This window comes from Oryzibacillus soli (assembly GCF_051594765.1).
Classification (GTDB): Bacteria; Bacillota; Bacilli; order Paenibacillales; family NBRC-103111; genus Paenibacillus_AR.
In genome coordinates this window covers 62397-78522 of record NZ_JBPPGJ010000022.1, presented here as the reverse complement: position 1 = coordinate 78522, position 16126 = coordinate 62397, and the positions used below count along the sequence as shown (strand labels likewise).

Sequence of the window (16126 nt, the reverse complement as noted above, 5' to 3'; positions counted from 1 at the left end):
ATACATTTGCTTGAAATGCAACACAACAATACCCCTATATTAAAGGAGATGTCCGTACATGAGCATGTTCGATCTTACAGGCAAAGTGGCATTGGTAACAGGAGGTACCGTGGGTCTGGGCGCAGGAATGGCTACCGCGCTGGCAGAAGCCGGAGCCGACCTGGTTCTCGTAACCTACACCGACAACGACCCGACCATGAAGAACGCCGCTGAGGCTATGGGCCGCCGCTGCCATGTCATTACCGCCGACCTGAGCAAGGAAGAGCAGCTTCCTTCCGTCGTCGAGCAAGCGATCGCCGCATTCGGCCACATTGACATCCTCGTCAACAACGCAGGCATCATCCGCCGCGCACCGATCGCCGAGCATGCCTCCCAGGACTGGCATGATGTTATCAACCTGAACATGAACACTGTGTTCTTCCTGACCCAGCTGGTTGGCCGCCACATGATCGAACGCGGATCCGGCAAAGTCATCAGCGTCGCTTCCATGCTGTCTTACCAAGGCGGCATCCTGGTTCCGGGCTACACCGCCTCCAAGCATGCCGTAGCCGGTCTGACCAAGGCCTTCGCGAACGAGTGGGCATCCAAGGGCGTTAACGTCAACGCCATCGCTCCGGGATACATGGAAACCCGCAACACCGCTCCGATCCGTGCGGATTCTGAGCGCACCGACTCCATCACCGCGCGTATCCCGGCCGGCCGTTGGGGCCAACCGGAAGACCTGGGCGGACCTGTTGTCTTCCTGGCTTCCCAAGCAGCCGACTACCTGCACGGCCACGTCCTGAACGTCGACGGCGGCTGGATGGCCCGCTAATCCGAGCTTGACGCAAGCTCTAACCCCCGTTCGGCCCTTTATGGGCCAGATGGGGGTTTCTCATTTTCCAGATTTCCCTTGACTTGGAGCTCTAGATACGTTAATTTATTAATCAATAAATCAATGAGCAGGAGATGCAGCCGTGACACCCAAGGACGACAACCAGATGAGCCGGAGGCAGCAGATCATCGATGCCGCCATCACTCTATTCTCCACCCAGGGGTTCTACAAAACGACGACCGCCCATGTTGCCAAATCGGTAGGCGTCACCCAGCCTTACGTGTTCCACTTCTTCAAGTCCAAGGAGGAGTTGTATCTGGCCGTACTGGAGCAGGCTTCCTCACGAATCCGCAGCGTATTCTCAACCGTACAGGCTCCGCCCGACAAGCTCTTCGAAGCTATGGGCCATGGCTTCAACAACTTGCTCCTCACCCACCGGGACGAGATGCTTCTGGTGATGCAATCCTATACTACTCCAGAGCCGGTGATCCGTGATCAAGTCAGAGCCCAATTTGCTCTCGTCTACGATATGGTGGTGAAGCGCCTGACCGAAGCCAACCACCCACAGCCATCGTACTACGCCAGTTTGTTTTTCGGCTGCGGGCTCATCATCACCATGTCCGAGGTGCTGGAGCTGCCGAAGTTAAGTCCATGGGAGGCCGATAAATGCTAGGCCTTTCTTTATTGGCCAAGTATTTATTTATCAATAAATAAAATAATAAGGGCACCAAGCCCTAAGGAGGAACTCCGATGTCCAAAGCCAACCGTATCCGTCTGCTTGCCTTCACCTGCATCGCCTTGTTCATGGCTATGCTGGATAACCTGGTCCTGGGAGTGGCTCTTCCCTCCATTCAGGAATCGTTCCACGCCGGCGTATCGGATCTGGAATGGTTCATGAACGCTTATACGCTGGCCTTCTCCGTCCTGTTGATCCCCTTCAGCATGCTGGGTGAACGCTTCGGGCGCAAGCGGATGTTCCTGACCGGCGTCGCGATCTTCACCGCCGGCTCCCTATTCTCCGCCATGAGCAGCACGGCCATGGAGCTGATCCTGTCCCGCGCGCTCCAAGGCATCGGCGGAGCCGCCATCATCCCGTTGAGCCTGACCTTGGTCAACGCCGCTTTTCCCGCCCAGCTGCGGGCGGCCGCCATCGGCCTGTGGTCCGGCATCTCCGGGCTGGGCCTGTCCGTAGGCCCGTTGGTCGGGGGAGCCATTGTGAAGGGCGCTCCCTGGCAGATGATCTTCTGGGTGAATGTGCCGGTGGGCATACTCGCTATCCTGTTCGGTCTCCTCTGGCTGCCGGAATCCAAGGGGGAGAGCAAGCGCCTGGATCTGTTCGGGGTGCTGCTTCTGGCGTCCGGACTATTCGGCATCGTATTCGGTCTGGAACGGGGCAACCGGGAAGGCTGGGGTGACCCGACCGTAGCCGGTCCCATCGCCGCCGGTTTGGCGCTGCTCGCCGCCTTCTACTTCTGGGAGAGAAGACGCCGGCAGCCCGTCATTCAGTTCGAGCTGTTCTTCAAGAGCCGGAGCTACGTGGCCCTGAACGCGGCCGGCTTCTGGATGAACGCCGGCATCTTCGGCGCCATCTTCCTCCTGACCCTCTTCCTGCAGCAGGCCCAGGGCTACTCTGCGCTGGGTGCAGGACTCCGCGAGATGACCTGGACCGGCATGACCATGCTGTGCGCGCCGCTGGCCGGGCTTCTCGTTGGCCGTCTAGGCACGAGGCCCATTCTTGTCACCGGCCTGTTCCTCCAGGCTGCCGCCCTCAGTACCTTCGCCATCCTGATCCAATGGAACGGTGCCGTCTTCCCCTTCGTGTATCTGCTTCCGGCGATGTTGGCGGCTGGGGCCGGCATGGGCCTAAGCTTCACCCCGCTGTCCCATGGCGTCCTGTCCTCCGTTCCCGAGAAAGACTCGGGTGAAGCCAGCGGCATCCATAACATGCTGCGGGAGCTGGGCGGGGTGTTCGGCATCGCCATCGGCGGCCTGGTGTTCCAGCATGGCGGGGCACCCGCTACGCCGGAGCAGTTCGCCGACCATCTGGTGCCGGCGCTGTACGTGTGCAGCGGCATGCTGGCGCTGGGCCTCTTAACCGTCATCGCCGTCGTCCGCAGCCGAGCCCGCAACGCATCCGGCGATGGCGAGCAAGGCGTCCGCGCTGCCGTCTCCCCGGCCGCCGCCGACTAAATGACTAATGGGACGACAGCTTCCCCAGCGTCTCCAGGATGACACCCGCCGTCTCTTCAATGGCCTTATTGGTCACGTCAATGACGCTACAGCCCAGACGGGCCATGAGACGGCTGCCGTATTCCAGCTCCTCGCGCACCCGCTCCGGACTGGCGTAGCGGGATCCGCCCGGTAGACCCACGGCCTTCAGCCGCTCCGTCCGGATGTTCAGAATGTGCTCGGCATTCATGGTCAAGCCGAAGATCCGGGAAGGATTGATCTTGAACAGCTCCTCCGGGGGCTTGACCTCCGGCATGATAGGAAGATTCGCGGCTTTGATGCCCTTATGGGCCAGATAGATGCTGAGCGGCGTCTTGGAGGTGCGGGAGACGCCCACCAGAATGACCTCGGCCATCAAGAGGCCCTTGGCATCCTTGCCGTCGTCATACTTCACGGCGAATTCCATGGCGTCCACCCGGCGGAAGTACTCCTCGTCCAGCTCGTGAAGCAGCCCCGGCTTCCACTTCGGCGCATCGCCGAAGGTCTCGACGAAGGCCTGCATCATTGGCCCGAGAATGTCCACCACCCGGACCTCCAACCGGATGGACTCAGCCTTGATCATTTCGCGGAGCTCCGGCTGAACCAAGGTAAACGCCACGAAGCCGCCCACACGGGCGGCTTCTTCCATTAACCGCCGGATCTCGTCCTCATGCCGGATGTTGCTCCACCGCTTGATCCTCGTCTCGCCCACCTGGAACTGGCGTAGGGTGGCCTGGGCCACCGCCTCCGCCGTTTCTCCCACTGAATCCGAGCAAATATACAGCCACTGCTGCTTGTTCCCCATTCTCTTTATCCTCCTCTGCCAATCCGTTCCGCCCACTCCACCAGAACGCGGGTCATGCTTGTGTTGCTGATCCGGCCGATGACCTCTTGGTCGTCCCCCTTGCTTCCGGGCCGGACTACAGGCAGGCTCTCCACCTCGTGCCGGATCATCTTGCGGGCCGCCTCCAGCACCGAATCCTCCGGTCCCACCATGACCAGATTCGCCTTGCGGGTCATGACGAGGCTAATGGGCATGGAGCCTCCGTTGGCATTGCCCAGCGTCACCTTTAGCAGATCCTTCCGGGAGACCATCCCGAGAAGCATGCTGTCGGAGTCCGTCACGATGAGACTCCCTACATTCTCTAGGAACATGGTCACGACCGCATCCTGTACCGTTGCCGTTTCTCTTATGATAACAGGCCTCTCCTGGATATCTCTGACCTTCCAGGCCGCCAGCATCCGCCTGAGCTCTCCCTCGGGTTCCTCATCCTTGCCGGGGAAATAGCCAACCTTGGGTTTCGCGTCCAGCTTGCCCAGCATAACCAGCACGGACAAGTCCGAACGGATGGTAGGCCGGGACAGTCCCAGCTGCTCAGCGATCTGCTCCCCGGTGATCGGGGCAAGCTTGCGCACCAGCGCCACAATCTCCTGCTGTCTCGATGTCAGTTCGATTCGGATCACCCCTCTAGGATTCGATCCATTTAGTCATAACACAACCCGAATTCTTACGCAATACACCCCTTGCAAAATTTATTTAGTATGTCATAATTAAGATATAGTACATACTAAATAGAGGAAAGATGGGAAAGGAGCCATACGGTATGGAGAGAGAATTGGCATTGGAAATGGTTCGCGTGACGGAGCTGGCGGCATTGGCCTCCGCCAAATGGATGGGACGGGGCAGCAAGACGGAGGCGGACGGAGCCGCCACCGCCGCCATGAGGCACATGTTCAACTCGGTGTCCATCCAAGGAACGGTCGTGATCGGCGAGGGTGAGATGGATGAAGCCCCCATGCTCTACATCGGCGAGAAGGTCGGCAACGGCCAAGGTCCCGAGGTGGATGTGGCCGTGGATCCTTTGGAGGGCACGGAGCTGGCGGCCAAAGGGCTGTCCGGAGCCATCGCCGTTATGGCCGTTGCCCCCAAGGGGAACTTCCTCCACGCGCCGGACATGTATATGGAGAAGCTGGCCGTGGGACCAGCACTGAAGGGGATGGTGACCCTGGAGGACCCGCTGGATGTCACCATCCGCAAGGCTTCCCAGATCCTGAACCGACCCGTCTCCGATCTGACCGTGTCCATCCTGGAGCGCGACCGCCATGCCCGCCAGACCGGCATTCTGCGCGACCTTGGCGTCCGTATCAAGCTCCTGCCCGGCGGTGATGTGGCAGGGGCTATGGCTCCCGCCTTCCTGGAATCGGGCATTGACCTGTACGTCGGCTCCGGCGGCGCTCCCGAAGGGGTGCTGGCGGCCGCCGCCCTTCGCTGCCTCGGCGGCGACTTCCAGGGCCGCCTCATGCCGGCGGACCTGATGGAGTATGACCGCTGCGTCCGCATGGGCATCCGGGATCCGCATCGGGTGCTATCCATGGAGGAGCTGGTGGGCACCGGAGACGTCATCTTCGCCGCCACCGGCATCACGCCGGGCGAGTTCATGAAGGGCGTCCGCATCCTGCCGGGCAACCGGGCCGAGACCTCCTCCATCGTCATGCGCGCCAAGACCGGCACCATCCGCATCGTTCAGGCGAATCACTACCTGCCCGGCAAGCCCTTCCTGCAGACGCTGGAGGGACTGTTTGACGGGGCCGAAAGCGCCGACGCCGCCGTATAAGAACGACCGGCCTATGACCGGACGAAGCTGAGTTGCCTGCCCGCCCTTACCGGAAGCCTCCGGAGCCGGGCGGGCTTTTTTTGCTGTATAATGGAGCTACGTTATTTCATATGGATAAGGATGGAGATGAACATGTCCCTGGAGATTCGGGAGGTCCCCTTGGAGGAAGTATGGAGGCTGCGACTGGAGGTCATGTGGCCCGGCAAGCCGCTGGAGTTCGTGAAGCTGCCGGACGACACGGCAGGTCTTCATTACGGCGGGTACATCGGCAGCGAGCTGGTAACGGTCATCTCCTTGTTCGTGGAGGGAGAGCAAGCCCAATTCCGCAAGTTCGCCACCTTGCCTGAGTTCCAGGGCCGCGGATACGGCACGGCGCTTCTGAAGCACACGCTGGAGGAAGCCCGCCGGCTGGGAGCCCGCACCATCAAGTGCAATGCCCGGAGCAGCAAGGTCGGCTTCTACCAGAGGTTCGGCATGTCCGAGAACGGAGAAGTCTTCGAGCGGGAGGGCATCCGCTACTCGATCCTGGAGGGCGATCTCCGGAACGGAACCCGGTGAAATCCGCAAGAGAGATCTGAAGGTCCGCAAAGCCAAGGATAAGCACCGTGGCAGGTAAGGCAGGTCGGGGGATTCGTCCCCCGATTTTTTTGTGCCCTCCTGAAAGCTTACTCGTCGGCTCTCCGCCTGGCACCGGAAGCGGCCTCCCCACTCCTTCGGCCTCATTCCCGGCTTGTGGTACAATAAGCTCTAACAAAACCGTCCAACCGGAGGTGCCCATCATCTTGGCCAGCATCGCCCTGTTCCTCCTCGCCCTAACCGCGGCCGGCTATACCCTCTTCGTCTGGTGGCGCCATCTGCTGCAGAAGCCCTATATCGCAAGCTTCCCCCCGCCGTCACTGCCGGCTGACCCGGAGGAGGTGCCGTTGGTCTCCGTCATCATCGCGGCCCGGAACGAGGAAGCCTCCATCGGCAGTACGCTTCGTTCCGTCTCCGCGCTAGCTTACCCCCGGTATGAGATCATCGCAGTCAATGACCGCTCTACAGACGGTACAGGGGACGCCATCGACGCCTTTATCCGGGAGTCCGCCGCCGTACGGAGGGTCCCCATCCGGCCCCTGCACCTGAAGGAGCTGCCTGATGGCTGGCTCGGCAAGAATCATGCCCTATACCGCGGGTACCAGCTGGCACGGGGTGAAGTGCTGCTGTTCACCGATGCGGACATCCGGTTCCGGCCGGAGACTCTGGCTTCCGCCGTCACCGCCATGCAGGAAGCCCAGGCCGACCATGTGACCGCCTCGCCGCATATGCTGACCCCCGCTTTCCTGCTGGGAGCCTTCGTCCGCTTCTTCCTCTATTCCTTGTGCCTCTTCACCGAGCCCTGGTTCGCCAACGACGACCGGCGACGGAACCGGAGCATCGGAGTCGGCGCCTTCAACCTGATCACCCGCGCCGCCTATGAAGCCATCGGCACCCACCTGGCCTTGGCCTACCGTCCCGATGACGATCTGCGCCTCGGACGCCTGGTGAAGGCGTCCGGCAGGAGGCAGCGCTTCCTATCCGGCGGCCATCTGTTGGAGGTGGAATGGTACCCCAACCTGAGACAAGCCTTCCGCGGGCTGGAGAAGAACCTGTTCTCCGGCTTCCGGTACTCCTACAGCATGGCGTTGGGCGCTGCAGCAGGGCAGCTTACCGTGTTCGTGCTGCCTCTGCCTGTCGCAGCGGCGCTGCTCCTGCACCCGACGGCCGCTCCCCACCCGGCCGCGGCCGGACTCCTGCTCACCGCCTATGGGCTGCAAGCCGCCCTCTATCTAATCTCCGGCGCAGGCTTGTCCGGCACGGACCGGCGGCTCATGCTGCTGGAAGCGCTGCTCCATCCGCTGACCGCCGCCCTCCTGGTCTACGTGATCCTCCGGTCCGCCCTCCTGGCGGGATTCCGCGGCGGCGTCTACTGGAGAGGCACCTTCTACTCCTTGGAGGAGCTGCGCAGGAACGGTTAGCGGTTCCGGACCATCGGGAGGACTCTCTCCTTGCTCCAAACATACGGCCGGACGAAGCCAGGGCATGGCGATGCCCCGTTTCGTCCGGCCGTCTTTGGGGGAGCGTGCTGCGCTTAAAAAGGCTTCGCCCCGCTGTCTTTCATAATATTGTCCGCCACGCCCTTGATCATCTGACACCCGACCAGCACCGGCTTGGACTCGACGCTCAGAGCCAGAATACCCGCCCGGACGTCCCAGCTGTAGGAGAAGCCCACCGTCAACCCCGCCGCCTTGATGGAGAACCTGCCCGATGGAGCATTCGGAATCGAGGCGCCGTGCTGTCTGCCCAATTGCTGGAGCGCGTTGAATACGTTCGGAGTGACGTTCCGGTATTTCCATGTGCCGCAAACCGCCATTTTGCACCGTCTCCTCGTCTAGAGATTACCCTAAAGTGTATGAGACGCTGCTTGGCCATCGTGACACCCAATTTTTGGCAGGTGGTACCCCTTTATCTCCTTCCCGGCACCGAGCTGTTGACCACCCCGTACCGGTAGAGTGCCTTCCGGCCCAGCACGCCCAGGAGACGGTCCGTCACGAAGCCCATCAGACCCAGACTGACCAGACCCACGAAGATCCAATCCGTCCGGAAGAACAGCCGGGAATTCCAGATCAGGTAGCCGACGCCTTCGTTGGAGGCGATCATCTCCGCGCCGATGATGGCCATATAAGAGGTTCCCATGGCCAGGCGGACGCCGGTATAGATATAAGGCGTCGTCGCCGGAATGACCACATGGACGAGAATCTGCCATTCCGAGGCGCCCATGCTGCGGGCGGCCCGGATTTTGTCCTCCTCTACAGCAAGGACGCCCGTCAGCGTATTCAGCACGACGATGAACAGGGTGGCATAGAGGATCAGCGCGATCTTCGACTCCTCTCCGATGCCGAACCAGACCAGGAACAGGGTAATGAAAGCGATCGGAGGAATGAACCGGATGAAGTTCAAGAACGGCTCCGCAAATATCCGCACCACCCTCACCTTCCCGATGACCAGCCCGATGGGAATAGCCAGCAGGCTGCCCAGCACCCACCCGCTCAGCACCCGGTAGAAGCTGATTCCGATATACCGGAGCAGGGAGCCCTCCTGCAGCAGCTCCCAGCCTCCCGCAGCCGTAGCCCGGGGACCGGGTATGATGTCCGGGCCGTAGACCCAGGCCGCCCCCTGCCAGACGGCAAGCACCGCGATCCATAGGAGGGGCATGGAGACCCATTTTCGCTCAATCCATCTCATCTTCTCATCCCCCGCCGCTATTCTTCGAAATGCGCCTGAATCGTCTGATCGTGCCGGATGAACACCGCTGATCCCGTGTCCCTCGGATAGGGCAGGGAAATATCGTAAATATGCTCGATCCGGGAATCGGGTCCCTTGCCCATGATCCCTACCCGCTGTCCCAGCAGGATCGCCTCCTGGATGTCATGAGTCACGAAGATGACCGTCTTCCCCGTCGTGCGCCAGATGTTCACCAGCTCCTTCTGCATGGTCCGCCTCGTCATGGCATCCAGAGCGCCGAACGGTTCATCCATCAGCAGAATGGCCGGATCGTTGGCCAGCACACGAGCCAGCTGCACCCGCTGCTTCATGCCGCCGGACAGCTCCTTGGGGAGCTTGTTCTCATGCCCCGACAGTCCGACCAGCCTGATAAACCGGTCCGATACCGCTTGACGCTCCCGCTTCGGCACCTTCTTCATCTTCAACCCGAATTCCACGTTCTGGCGTACCGTCAGCCAGGGGAACAGCGATGAGTCCGCCTGCTGGAACACGACGGCCCGGTCGGCCCCCGGCCGCTCCACCTCCAAGTCTCCGACGCGAAGCTGACCTCCCGATTTCGAGACGAAGCCGGCGATGATGTTGAGCAGCGTGGATTTGCCGCAGCCGCTGGGGCCGAGGAGCACGAAGAACTCTCCCCCCTTCACCACCAGATCCACGTCCTTGATGATATAACGAAGGTCGCCCCCCTCTCCCCTTCCCGGATCTCCATAGCTCTTCTTCAATCGCTCGATATGGATAGCGGCGGTCTTCGCCGGTGCAGTCATGGCCATGGCGGCTCCCTCCTTATGGTTGGTAAGTGACCCGGTCCGGCAATGCCTTCTTCACCGCATCCAGGCTGATCTTGGTCTTCAGATCGAAGTCCTCCTTGATGATTCCGTTCTCCACCATGTAGGCCTTCTGCTTGTTGAAGCTGTCAATCGCCTCTTTGGCGAAGCCCACCGTCCAGACCGTATAGGGAAGGTCCTTCAGCACCGCGTCCTTCGGCTGCTTCACTTCCTTATAGAGCAGCTCCGCTGTTTCGTCCGGATGGCTCTTAATGTATTGGGCTGCCTCCTCCACCGCCTTCAGGAGCTCTGCGGCCTCCGCCGGGTGTTCCTTCAAGAGGGTGTTCGGCACGATGATGCTGCTGCCCACCCGCACCCGGGTCTGCGACATATCCGTCAATTGGTGTACGCCTTCAATAGCCAGGAACTTGTCGAGCAGCGTGGACCCGGCCAGCCATACCGCATCCACCTCGCCTTTTTTGAGCGCCACATAAGCTTCGTCGAATCCGCCTTGCCCGATGACGTTCACGTCCTTCAACGAGACGTTGTGCTCTGCCAGATACTTATCCCACAGATAGGAGACGAAGGTGCCCCGGAAGTTGCTCAGCTTCTTGCCCTTCAGATCCTCCGCCTTCTTGACGCCGGGACCGACGAGGAGCCTCCACTGGGCGGCGCTCTGATCATCGTAGATGCCAGTCGAGGCGATGATGGAGTACTCCCCCTTGCTCACGGCATTCAAGATGGGAAAATCCGCCCCAAACGCCACGTCGGTCTGCTTGATGAAGAGCGAATTAATTCCTTCCGCCGGGGTTGCGAAGGTGACGATCTCCGCGTCGATGCCGTGCTTCGCGAAGAAGCCTTGGCTTGCAGCCACCCGGAAGTTGGGGTTCGTGTTGATATCCGCGATCTTGAGCTTCAGCGGTGCGGCTTTCTTCGCTTCCGTCGTCGGCCCGGCGGCAGCCGCTGCTTGGGCGGCGGTGGTGGCGCCGGTTTGGGCCCCGCAGCCCGCCAGAATCCCGGCGCCTGCGAGCAGCGCCGCCAGCAGACTTGCCGTCCCTCGTATGGACCTATGCATGATCGATTGTCCCATCGTTCATTCCTCCGTTTCTTGTCCCGCTACTATTAGGACCCGCTCGATTCCTCTTGCTCCGGCTTCCGCTCGCCGATATCCGCCACGCAGAAGGCTCCTTCGCCCAAAGCTGCCGTTCCGTCGATCTCCACTACGGATAGAGCCCCCCTCGGCGCCGCACCGGGCACCCGGAAGTCTGCAACCTCCAGCGGCAGGATGGCTTCCTCCGCCGGCTTCTCCAGCTGGGGCACCCATTCGTAGGGAACACGGTAGGACCGGTACACCATATTGGTGTTGCGCTTGTTCTTGTAAGGCGAGATGTACTCCCATACCAGCTCATGCTCTCGCGTCACCTCGAAAATACGGCCGTCCGCCCCCTCCGTAATCAGCGTGTTGCCGTTCGGCAGCCGCTGGGCCGAGCTGATGTACGGGCTGTAGAACCGGTAGGAGTCCAGCGGAGCAAGGAAGCCGGCCTCCGTCGGCGTATACTGCCATTCGATCTCCAGCGTAACCGGGTTGATCTCGAGAATCCGCGAATGATCCCGGAGCGCGTTCTTCACCCCGATGGGAGAAGAGGGATTAGGCTGGCCGTATCCGGCCCAGCCGCCGTTGTCGAACACCAGCAGGTTGCCTTCGCCCGGCAGCCCCCTCGGAATGATGTGGGCATGGTGCTGGCCGATGATCCAGCCGAGATGCTTCACTTCGGGAGCGGAATAGTCCGGGCCCAGCCTCCAGACGATCTCGCCGGTGCGTCGGTCCGTAATGGCGATGATGTTGGTCTCCCGGGCATCCCAGATGATGTTGTCCGGATGGAATCGCTCGTCGCCCTGATCATAGAACTTGTTGGGTCCTACATAGGAAGCGGAGTTGATGTGCATCCAATCGCCGGCCTTGTTGCCGAAGAACCGGGTGTTCGGGTCGCGGAACAGCACGTTTTTGGCGCTCTCGTCGAAGCCCAGCTCGTGGAAATGGTCGCTTAGAACCCACTCCCACACCACGTTGCCCTCCCAATCCACCTCGATGAAGACGTCGTCCAGCAGGAGCTTGTCGGAGATCTCGGGGTTGCGGACATTCTTGTGCACCAGGAGGAGCGTCCTGCCTCTGTTGACCTGCGGTTCCTGCCCCGGCACGTAATAGCCGACAGGGTTGCCTTCGCGCTGGTAATCGTGGTGTGCACGAGCCATCCAACGGGGCTCGATGCCGGGATCCTCGATCCGCTCATACCGGTCGAATTTCCAGACGATATTGCCCTCCCAATCCACTTGGACCAAGTCCACCTCATCCTGGAACCCGTATCGGGGATCCCGCTCCGCCGTGCTGCCCAGCACATAACCGCCCGGCAGCAGCTTGTTGGGAAACCCCCGCAGCCCCTTCCACAGACGAACCTCCCTTCCGTTCATATCGATCAAGAGCGCCCCCAGCTCCGCCGCCTGAAAAATCGTATAGCCGCTCCAGGCCTTCTCCGGCCTATAGACTGTTGCCCCTGTCGGATAAATCGTCGGATGTCCCATGCTTCAACCGCTCCCTCTTCAAGTGGATTAATAAGATAAATAATGCCTTCCCTGGTAATCGTCCGGCTTGCTCTCCGGCTGTCCCGCTCCGTTGGCTGGTCGGGCGTCGGTATGCTCCGCATTCTCCTTCGCCAGCTCCAGCAGGGTCGAGGAGAAACGCTCCAGATTGTCGATTACATGCCGGTAGACCCGGATCTGCCCGGAAAGCTCCTCCTTCGAGAAGCCCTCGAACAGAAGCGTCATACATCGCTGTCCGATGTTGCGGTTGCGAAGCCATAGCTCCCGGCCCTTCCCGGTTATCCCGAGCACCACCGTCCGCCGGTCCTCGGGCAGCCTGCGCCTTACGGCACAGCCCAGATTCTCCAGCTTGTCACATAGGGCCGTGACCGCGCCGGAAGTCAGATCCAGCTGCTCCGCCAGATCCCCCAGGCGCTGCTCACCGTCACGGAGCAGCTTGTGCAGAATGAGGAGTCCGGGAAGCGTGACTCCCTCTACGGTGACCTTGTCTCTTTCCTTCACGAACCGGCGGACCATCTTGCGGAAGAATTCATCCGCCTCCTCCAGCAGGATCCATTGTTCCTCGTCCATCATGCAGCTGCCTTCCCTCCTGCTCCGAATACGGATACGGCAAAGGCCCCGTCCGCAATTCCGGCGAAGGAAGAGCGGTAGCGGAGCCTTTGGTTGTCCAATCGGCGATATGATAGGGGTCGTACTCATAAAATGAACGTTAAGAGAATGAACGTTAAACAATGGGGACTTAGACAGCTGCCCGGCACAGGTTTAATGCCATAGCAGCCAGAAGCCCAAGGCCAAGCCGGCAATGGCCGTCACCACCTCTACCAACCGGGTAAACGTCTTGCTCCATTGTTCTTGCCCGTTCATTCGGAATCCACCTTTCCAGTAAAAAAGAAAAACACAGAGTCAGCGGGTTAAGCTGATCTGTGTTTCCGGTTATCCGGTCAACATATTATATAATTCCGATTAGTTTAGTGTGATATACTCGGGATGGCTTTATCCTATCACGCGAAGCAATATGCCGTCAACAGGTTTTTCCTTCGATACATTCATCCTATTCGACGTTGCCCCAGCAGGTGCCCGCGATTTAGGATGCCCCCGCAACCACAGGCTAAGCTTCGCTCAAGTCCACATCCTTGTAGTGATACACGATTGGGAACGGATCATAGTAGTGATGCAGCAGCGCCTTCCACTGCTGGTATTCCGGGGAGCCGCGGAAGCCCTCCGTATGGTCCTCCAAGGTTTCCCACCGGACCAGCAGCAGATACTGGTCCTCCGCTTCCATACAAAGCTGCAGCTCATGACTGATGTAGCCCTTCATCGAGCGAATCAGAGGAGAAGCTTCACGGAAGCTGACTTCGAAGGATTCCCTCATGCCCGGTTTGATGTTCAGTATAACGGCCTCTAATATCATCGTAATCCTCCCCCTGAATCTTCGTTCGTGGTTTCATTCTCTTGCTGCGTCGGTTGATCCAGCCCCAGCGTACGCCGGTTCTCCGACCTCAATCGGTCGCGCAGCGATTCCTCTCTATGCGGGTCTCGTCTGCTCAGCTTGCTGTTCATTCTCAGCAGCACGAGCAGAATCGCCAACAGTAGAACCGTATTGATCAGCTCCATAGGCTAGCTGTTCCCATTGCCGAGCTCCACTGCCTGTAGGCGCGAAGGCTTCGCAAGCAGTTCAGCGTCTTAATCGACCGCCACTCCCACCGGGCCGTCTCCCCGGGAGGCTCCCACCCGATCGCCCATCCTCCGTCCACCTGCTGCGTGGCTTCCATCTCCAGCAGATGTGCCGCCAGCTGCTCCTCCCTAAAGAGCGAACGGCAATAGGCATCCGGATGGGGGGCAAAATCCAACGGCGTCAGCCCATACTCCCTCACCGGCGTTTCCGCAATGAAATACCGGGCCTGCTCCAGCTCCCCGGCCAGCTTCCTGCGGAGCGGCTCTACATCGTACTCCGCCGCCGCACTCTCCAACAGGCAGAAGGCCGTCAGGATGGTATGTGCATCCTCGTATCGGCATGAAGCTATGTCCTCGAGACCGTACTTGACGGCTTCCTTCAGCCATGGATGCTCCACCTTTTGCCAAGCCAGAAGTCCGATCAGTCCTGTTAGGCGGCTCGGGGATGGCCGTTCCGAGAATGGGTTCTCCCAGTGTCCTGCCCGGGGATAGGCTCGAGCGGAGGGGTAAAGGCTCGGAATCCCTGCCTTCAGATCGGCCCGTTCCGCCACATACCGGCATGCCCGGGTGGCCATCTCTTCGTCTCGAAGTCCGCATTCATACAAGGTCCGCAGCGCAAACTCCACGAATACGGGTTGGCTTTCGGGTGCCCTTATATCCGGCTCAAGCGCATGCCCGAAGCCTCCGTCCTCCCGTTGATAACAGCGCAGAGCATCGATCACCTGCTGCCCTGAGCCCCCAAGGAAGTGGTACTCCATCATGGCCCGCTCCAACAAACGGGCATGGGTCCACAGGAATCGTTCCGCTTGCTCCTCATTCATGAGTTTCTCCTCCTTACATCTCCCGGTTCTACATGATCAAGGCGTCACACCGCGGGCGGCTCGATCCCCATTCCCTTCAGAATCCCGTGAATCCTTCTCAGGAATACGGCAACGAGCAGAAGCTGCAGACCGCCGAAGCCCCATCCCAGCAACCTCTGATACAGCAAAAAATGGTCATACCCAATCGTGAGCTCTCGGGCCTGCGGGTTGTAGCAATAAAGAGCCACGTAGAATTTCGCCGCACACAGAATGAGACGCTGCGCCGCCTCCAGCCCCGTAATCCCATACAAGATTTGCATGAGACGGGGGTGGGCAAACAGTCTGCGGCTGTCCTCCCGGCTGTGGCCCTGAAGCTCCGCTACATCCAGGAAGAAGTATAGCGTCAAGGGCCTGCGCAGCAGGGCGGAGCCCAGGAAGAGCAGGGCCATAAACATGGAGTAGGCCCCCCCATAGAAGAACAGGTTCCTCAGGCTGCCTGCCGCCAGATCGATGATGGATGATACCAGCAGGGTGCCGAGCACGAACAACCCGGTAAAGTTGAACCGGCGGGCCTGCAGCAAGGTGTACAACGTGTAGAGGATGCCGGGTACGGTAGTCAGAATAATAAGGACATAGTCATCCGCCCGGCCTTTCCCCAGATGCCAGATTCCATAAGGGAGAATGAGGTAAAAGATCAGATCTGAGACCGCCCGGTTCTTCATGCCGGCCCTTGTCCGGTCCTCGCTATTACCCGGGCAATGGAGGAGTCCGCCTCGATCTTGAGAGGGAGCGCGATCACCTCGAACGAGCCGATGCCGACCAGTGCACCCAGATTGGTCAGATTCTCGAGGATCAGAATACCCTGGGACAAGAGGCGGCGGTGTATGGCAAAGGGATTGTAGTCGGGGGAGGGAGTGTCCGTGCCCACCATCTTCACGGACTTCCGGACGAAGAGCTCCGCCAGTTCCTCCGATAGAGCCGGATACCGGGTATAATATTCCTCTTGCCCGTAGAAGGCGTCATGCCCCGTATGGAGCAGCACGATGCTCCCTTCTGCGATCAGCTGCTCATATTCCGGCCGGTAGGAGATGACCTCTTCTCCGGTCACGTTCAGTAAACAGCCTTGGCCGATGAAGAGGTCCAAAGGAATGGCACCGATGGTGCGATCCGTGTCCAGCATGTGCATGGGGCCGTCGATGTGAGTCCCCGCATGCATGCCGGTTCCCAGCTCGAAGCCGTTATAGTGATCCGCCGTAAGATAAGCGGTCTGGATCAATTGTGTTTCCGTGTCGCCGGGATAGACGGGCATGCCGTCCCGGATGGAATGGGTCAAATCGATAAGCAAGGGTA

19 protein-coding genes are annotated in these 16126 nt (G+C 60.1%); 6 read left to right on the top strand and 13 right to left on the bottom strand.

Annotation, left to right across the window (positions count from 1 at the left end):
- Positions 1-58: 58 nt before the first annotated feature.
- From kduD to ACSEXW_RS24165, 3 genes are all read left to right on the top strand, one after another.
- Positions 59-814, top strand: coding sequence for a 2-dehydro-3-deoxy-D-gluconate 5-dehydrogenase KduD (kduD, locus tag ACSEXW_RS24175; RefSeq protein ID WP_438448755.1), 756 nt, complete (start codon positions 59-61; stop codon positions 812-814).
- 142 nt (positions 815-956) lie between these two features.
- The gene (locus ACSEXW_RS24170; RefSeq protein ID WP_438448754.1) at positions 957-1487 is read left to right on the top strand and encodes a TetR/AcrR family transcriptional regulator; all 531 of its coding nucleotides are present in this window, start codon (positions 957-959) and stop codon (positions 1485-1487) included.
- Between the two features lie 77 nt (positions 1488-1564).
- Positions 1565-3004, top strand: coding sequence for an MFS transporter (locus tag ACSEXW_RS24165; RefSeq protein WP_438448753.1), 1440 nt, complete (start codon positions 1565-1567; stop codon positions 3002-3004).
- A 4-nt stretch (positions 3005-3008) separates the two neighbouring features.
- Here the strand turns inward: ACSEXW_RS24165 and ACSEXW_RS24160 are convergent, their stop codons facing one another.
- Both ACSEXW_RS24160 and ACSEXW_RS24155 read right to left on the bottom strand, forming a co-directional pair.
- On the bottom strand, positions 3009-3827 hold the full coding sequence (locus ACSEXW_RS24160; protein WP_438448752.1) for a pyruvate, water dikinase regulatory protein: 819 nt from the start codon (positions 3825-3827) through the stop codon (positions 3009-3011).
- A 5-nt stretch (positions 3828-3832) separates the two neighbouring features.
- A complete protein-coding gene (locus ACSEXW_RS24155; RefSeq protein ID WP_438448771.1) occupies positions 3833-4483 on the bottom strand; it encodes a helix-turn-helix transcriptional regulator in 651 nt (216 codons plus the stop codon).
- A gap of 143 nt (positions 4484-4626) precedes the next feature.
- On the opposite strand from ACSEXW_RS24155, the gene glpX reads away from it, so the two are divergent.
- From glpX to ACSEXW_RS24140, 3 genes are all read left to right on the top strand, one after another.
- A complete protein-coding gene (gene glpX / locus ACSEXW_RS24150; protein WP_438448751.1) occupies positions 4627-5637 on the top strand; it encodes a class II fructose-bisphosphatase in 1011 nt (336 codons plus the stop codon).
- Positions 5638-5769: 132 nt separating this feature from the next.
- Positions 5770-6195 (top strand): GNAT family N-acetyltransferase, encoded by a 426-nt coding sequence (locus ACSEXW_RS24145; RefSeq protein WP_438448750.1) that lies wholly within the window; start codon positions 5770-5772, stop codon positions 6193-6195.
- Between the two features lie 224 nt (positions 6196-6419).
- On the top strand, positions 6420-7634 hold the full coding sequence (locus tag ACSEXW_RS24140) for a glycosyltransferase family 2 protein (RefSeq protein WP_438448749.1): 1215 nt from the start codon (positions 6420-6422) through the stop codon (positions 7632-7634).
- A gap of 113 nt (positions 7635-7747) precedes the next feature.
- On the opposite strand, the gene ACSEXW_RS24135 is transcribed toward ACSEXW_RS24140, so the two are convergent.
- From ACSEXW_RS24135 to ACSEXW_RS24085, 11 genes are all read right to left on the bottom strand, one after another.
- Positions 7748-8029 (bottom strand): hypothetical protein, encoded by a 282-nt coding sequence (locus ACSEXW_RS24135; RefSeq protein WP_438448748.1) that lies wholly within the window; start codon positions 8027-8029, stop codon positions 7748-7750.
- Positions 8030-8121: 92 nt separating this feature from the next.
- A complete protein-coding gene (locus tag ACSEXW_RS24130; RefSeq protein ID WP_438448747.1) occupies positions 8122-8901 on the bottom strand; it encodes an ABC transporter permease in 780 nt (259 codons plus the stop codon).
- Positions 8902-8918: 17 nt separating this feature from the next.
- Positions 8919-9710 carry an ABC transporter ATP-binding protein gene (locus tag ACSEXW_RS24125; protein WP_438448746.1) on the bottom strand — a complete coding sequence of 264 codons (792 nt, stop codon included), beginning with the start codon at positions 9708-9710 and terminating at the stop codon, positions 8919-8921.
- 13 nt (positions 9711-9723) lie between these two features.
- Positions 9724-10794 carry an ABC transporter substrate-binding protein gene (locus ACSEXW_RS24120; RefSeq protein WP_438448745.1) on the bottom strand — a complete coding sequence of 357 codons (1071 nt, stop codon included), beginning with the start codon at positions 10792-10794 and terminating at the stop codon, positions 9724-9726.
- Positions 10795-10826: 32 nt separating this feature from the next.
- A complete protein-coding gene (locus ACSEXW_RS24115) occupies positions 10827-12284 on the bottom strand; it encodes an aryl-sulfate sulfotransferase (protein WP_438448744.1) in 1458 nt (485 codons plus the stop codon).
- A 27-nt stretch (positions 12285-12311) separates the two neighbouring features.
- Positions 12312-12875, bottom strand: coding sequence for a MarR family winged helix-turn-helix transcriptional regulator (locus ACSEXW_RS24110; protein WP_438448743.1), 564 nt, complete (start codon positions 12873-12875; stop codon positions 12312-12314).
- A gap of 535 nt (positions 12876-13410) precedes the next feature.
- Positions 13411-13713 carry an antibiotic biosynthesis monooxygenase family protein gene (locus tag ACSEXW_RS24105; RefSeq protein ID WP_438448742.1) on the bottom strand — a complete coding sequence of 101 codons (303 nt, stop codon included), beginning with the start codon at positions 13711-13713 and terminating at the stop codon, positions 13411-13413.
- Complete coding sequence (locus tag ACSEXW_RS24100; protein ID WP_438448741.1) at positions 13710-13916, bottom strand: hypothetical protein; 207 nt, start codon at positions 13914-13916, stop codon at positions 13710-13712. Before ACSEXW_RS24100 ends, ACSEXW_RS24105 begins: the two co-directional genes overlap by 4 nt.
- The gene (locus tag ACSEXW_RS24095) at positions 13907-14797 is read right to left on the bottom strand and encodes a hypothetical protein (RefSeq protein ID WP_438448740.1); all 891 of its coding nucleotides are present in this window, start codon (positions 14795-14797) and stop codon (positions 13907-13909) included. Before ACSEXW_RS24095 ends, ACSEXW_RS24100 begins: the two co-directional genes overlap by 10 nt.
- A gap of 44 nt (positions 14798-14841) precedes the next feature.
- Positions 14842-15498: a VC0807 family protein gene (locus tag ACSEXW_RS24090; protein ID WP_438448739.1), complete on the bottom strand. Its 657-nt coding sequence runs from the start codon at positions 15496-15498 to the stop codon at positions 14842-14844.
- Positions 15495-16121: a cyclase family protein gene (locus tag ACSEXW_RS24085; protein ID WP_438448738.1), complete on the bottom strand. Its 627-nt coding sequence runs from the start codon at positions 16119-16121 to the stop codon at positions 15495-15497. Before ACSEXW_RS24085 ends, ACSEXW_RS24090 begins: the two co-directional genes overlap by 4 nt.
- Positions 16122-16126 lie beyond the last annotated feature (5 nt).

Excerpts from the sequence above, each read along its gene's own strand:
- kduD (WP_438448755.1), top strand. The coding sequence starts at position 59 with ATGAGCATGTTCGATCTTACAGGCAAAGTGGCATTGGTAACAGGAGGT.
- ACSEXW_RS24165 (WP_438448753.1), top strand. The coding sequence starts at position 1,565 with ATGTCCAAAGCCAACCGTATCCGTCTGCTTGCCTTCACCTGCATCGCC.
- ACSEXW_RS24160 (WP_438448752.1), bottom strand. The coding sequence starts at position 3,827 with ATGGGGAACAAGCAGCAGTGGCTGTATATTTGCTCGGATTCAGTGGGA.
- glpX (WP_438448751.1), top strand. The coding sequence starts at position 4,627 with ATGGAGAGAGAATTGGCATTGGAAATGGTTCGCGTGACGGAGCTGGCG.
- ACSEXW_RS24145 (WP_438448750.1), top strand. The coding sequence starts at position 5,770 with ATGTCCCTGGAGATTCGGGAGGTCCCCTTGGAGGAAGTATGGAGGCTG.
- ACSEXW_RS24135 (WP_438448748.1), bottom strand. The coding sequence starts at position 8,029 with ATGGCGGTTTGCGGCACATGGAAATACCGGAACGTCACTCCGAACGTA.
- ACSEXW_RS24130 (WP_438448747.1), bottom strand. The coding sequence starts at position 8,901 with ATGAGATGGATTGAGCGAAAATGGGTCTCCATGCCCCTCCTATGGATC.
- ACSEXW_RS24125 (WP_438448746.1), bottom strand. The coding sequence starts at position 9,710 with ATGGCCATGACTGCACCGGCGAAGACCGCCGCTATCCATATCGAGCGA.
- ACSEXW_RS24120 (WP_438448745.1), bottom strand. The coding sequence starts at position 10,794 with ATGGGACAATCGATCATGCATAGGTCCATACGAGGGACGGCAAGTCTG.
- ACSEXW_RS24115 (WP_438448744.1), bottom strand. The coding sequence starts at position 12,284 with ATGGGACATCCGACGATTTATCCGACAGGGGCAACAGTCTATAGGCCG.
- ACSEXW_RS24110 (WP_438448743.1), bottom strand. The coding sequence starts at position 12,875 with ATGATGGACGAGGAACAATGGATCCTGCTGGAGGAGGCGGATGAATTC.
- ACSEXW_RS24105 (WP_438448742.1), bottom strand. The coding sequence starts at position 13,713 with ATGATATTAGAGGCCGTTATACTGAACATCAAACCGGGCATGAGGGAA.
- ACSEXW_RS24100 (WP_438448741.1), bottom strand. The coding sequence starts at position 13,916 with ATGGAGCTGATCAATACGGTTCTACTGTTGGCGATTCTGCTCGTGCTG.
- ACSEXW_RS24095 (WP_438448740.1), bottom strand. The coding sequence starts at position 14,797 with ATGAATGAGGAGCAAGCGGAACGATTCCTGTGGACCCATGCCCGTTTG.
- ACSEXW_RS24090 (WP_438448739.1), bottom strand. The coding sequence starts at position 15,498 with ATGAAGAACCGGGCGGTCTCAGATCTGATCTTTTACCTCATTCTCCCT.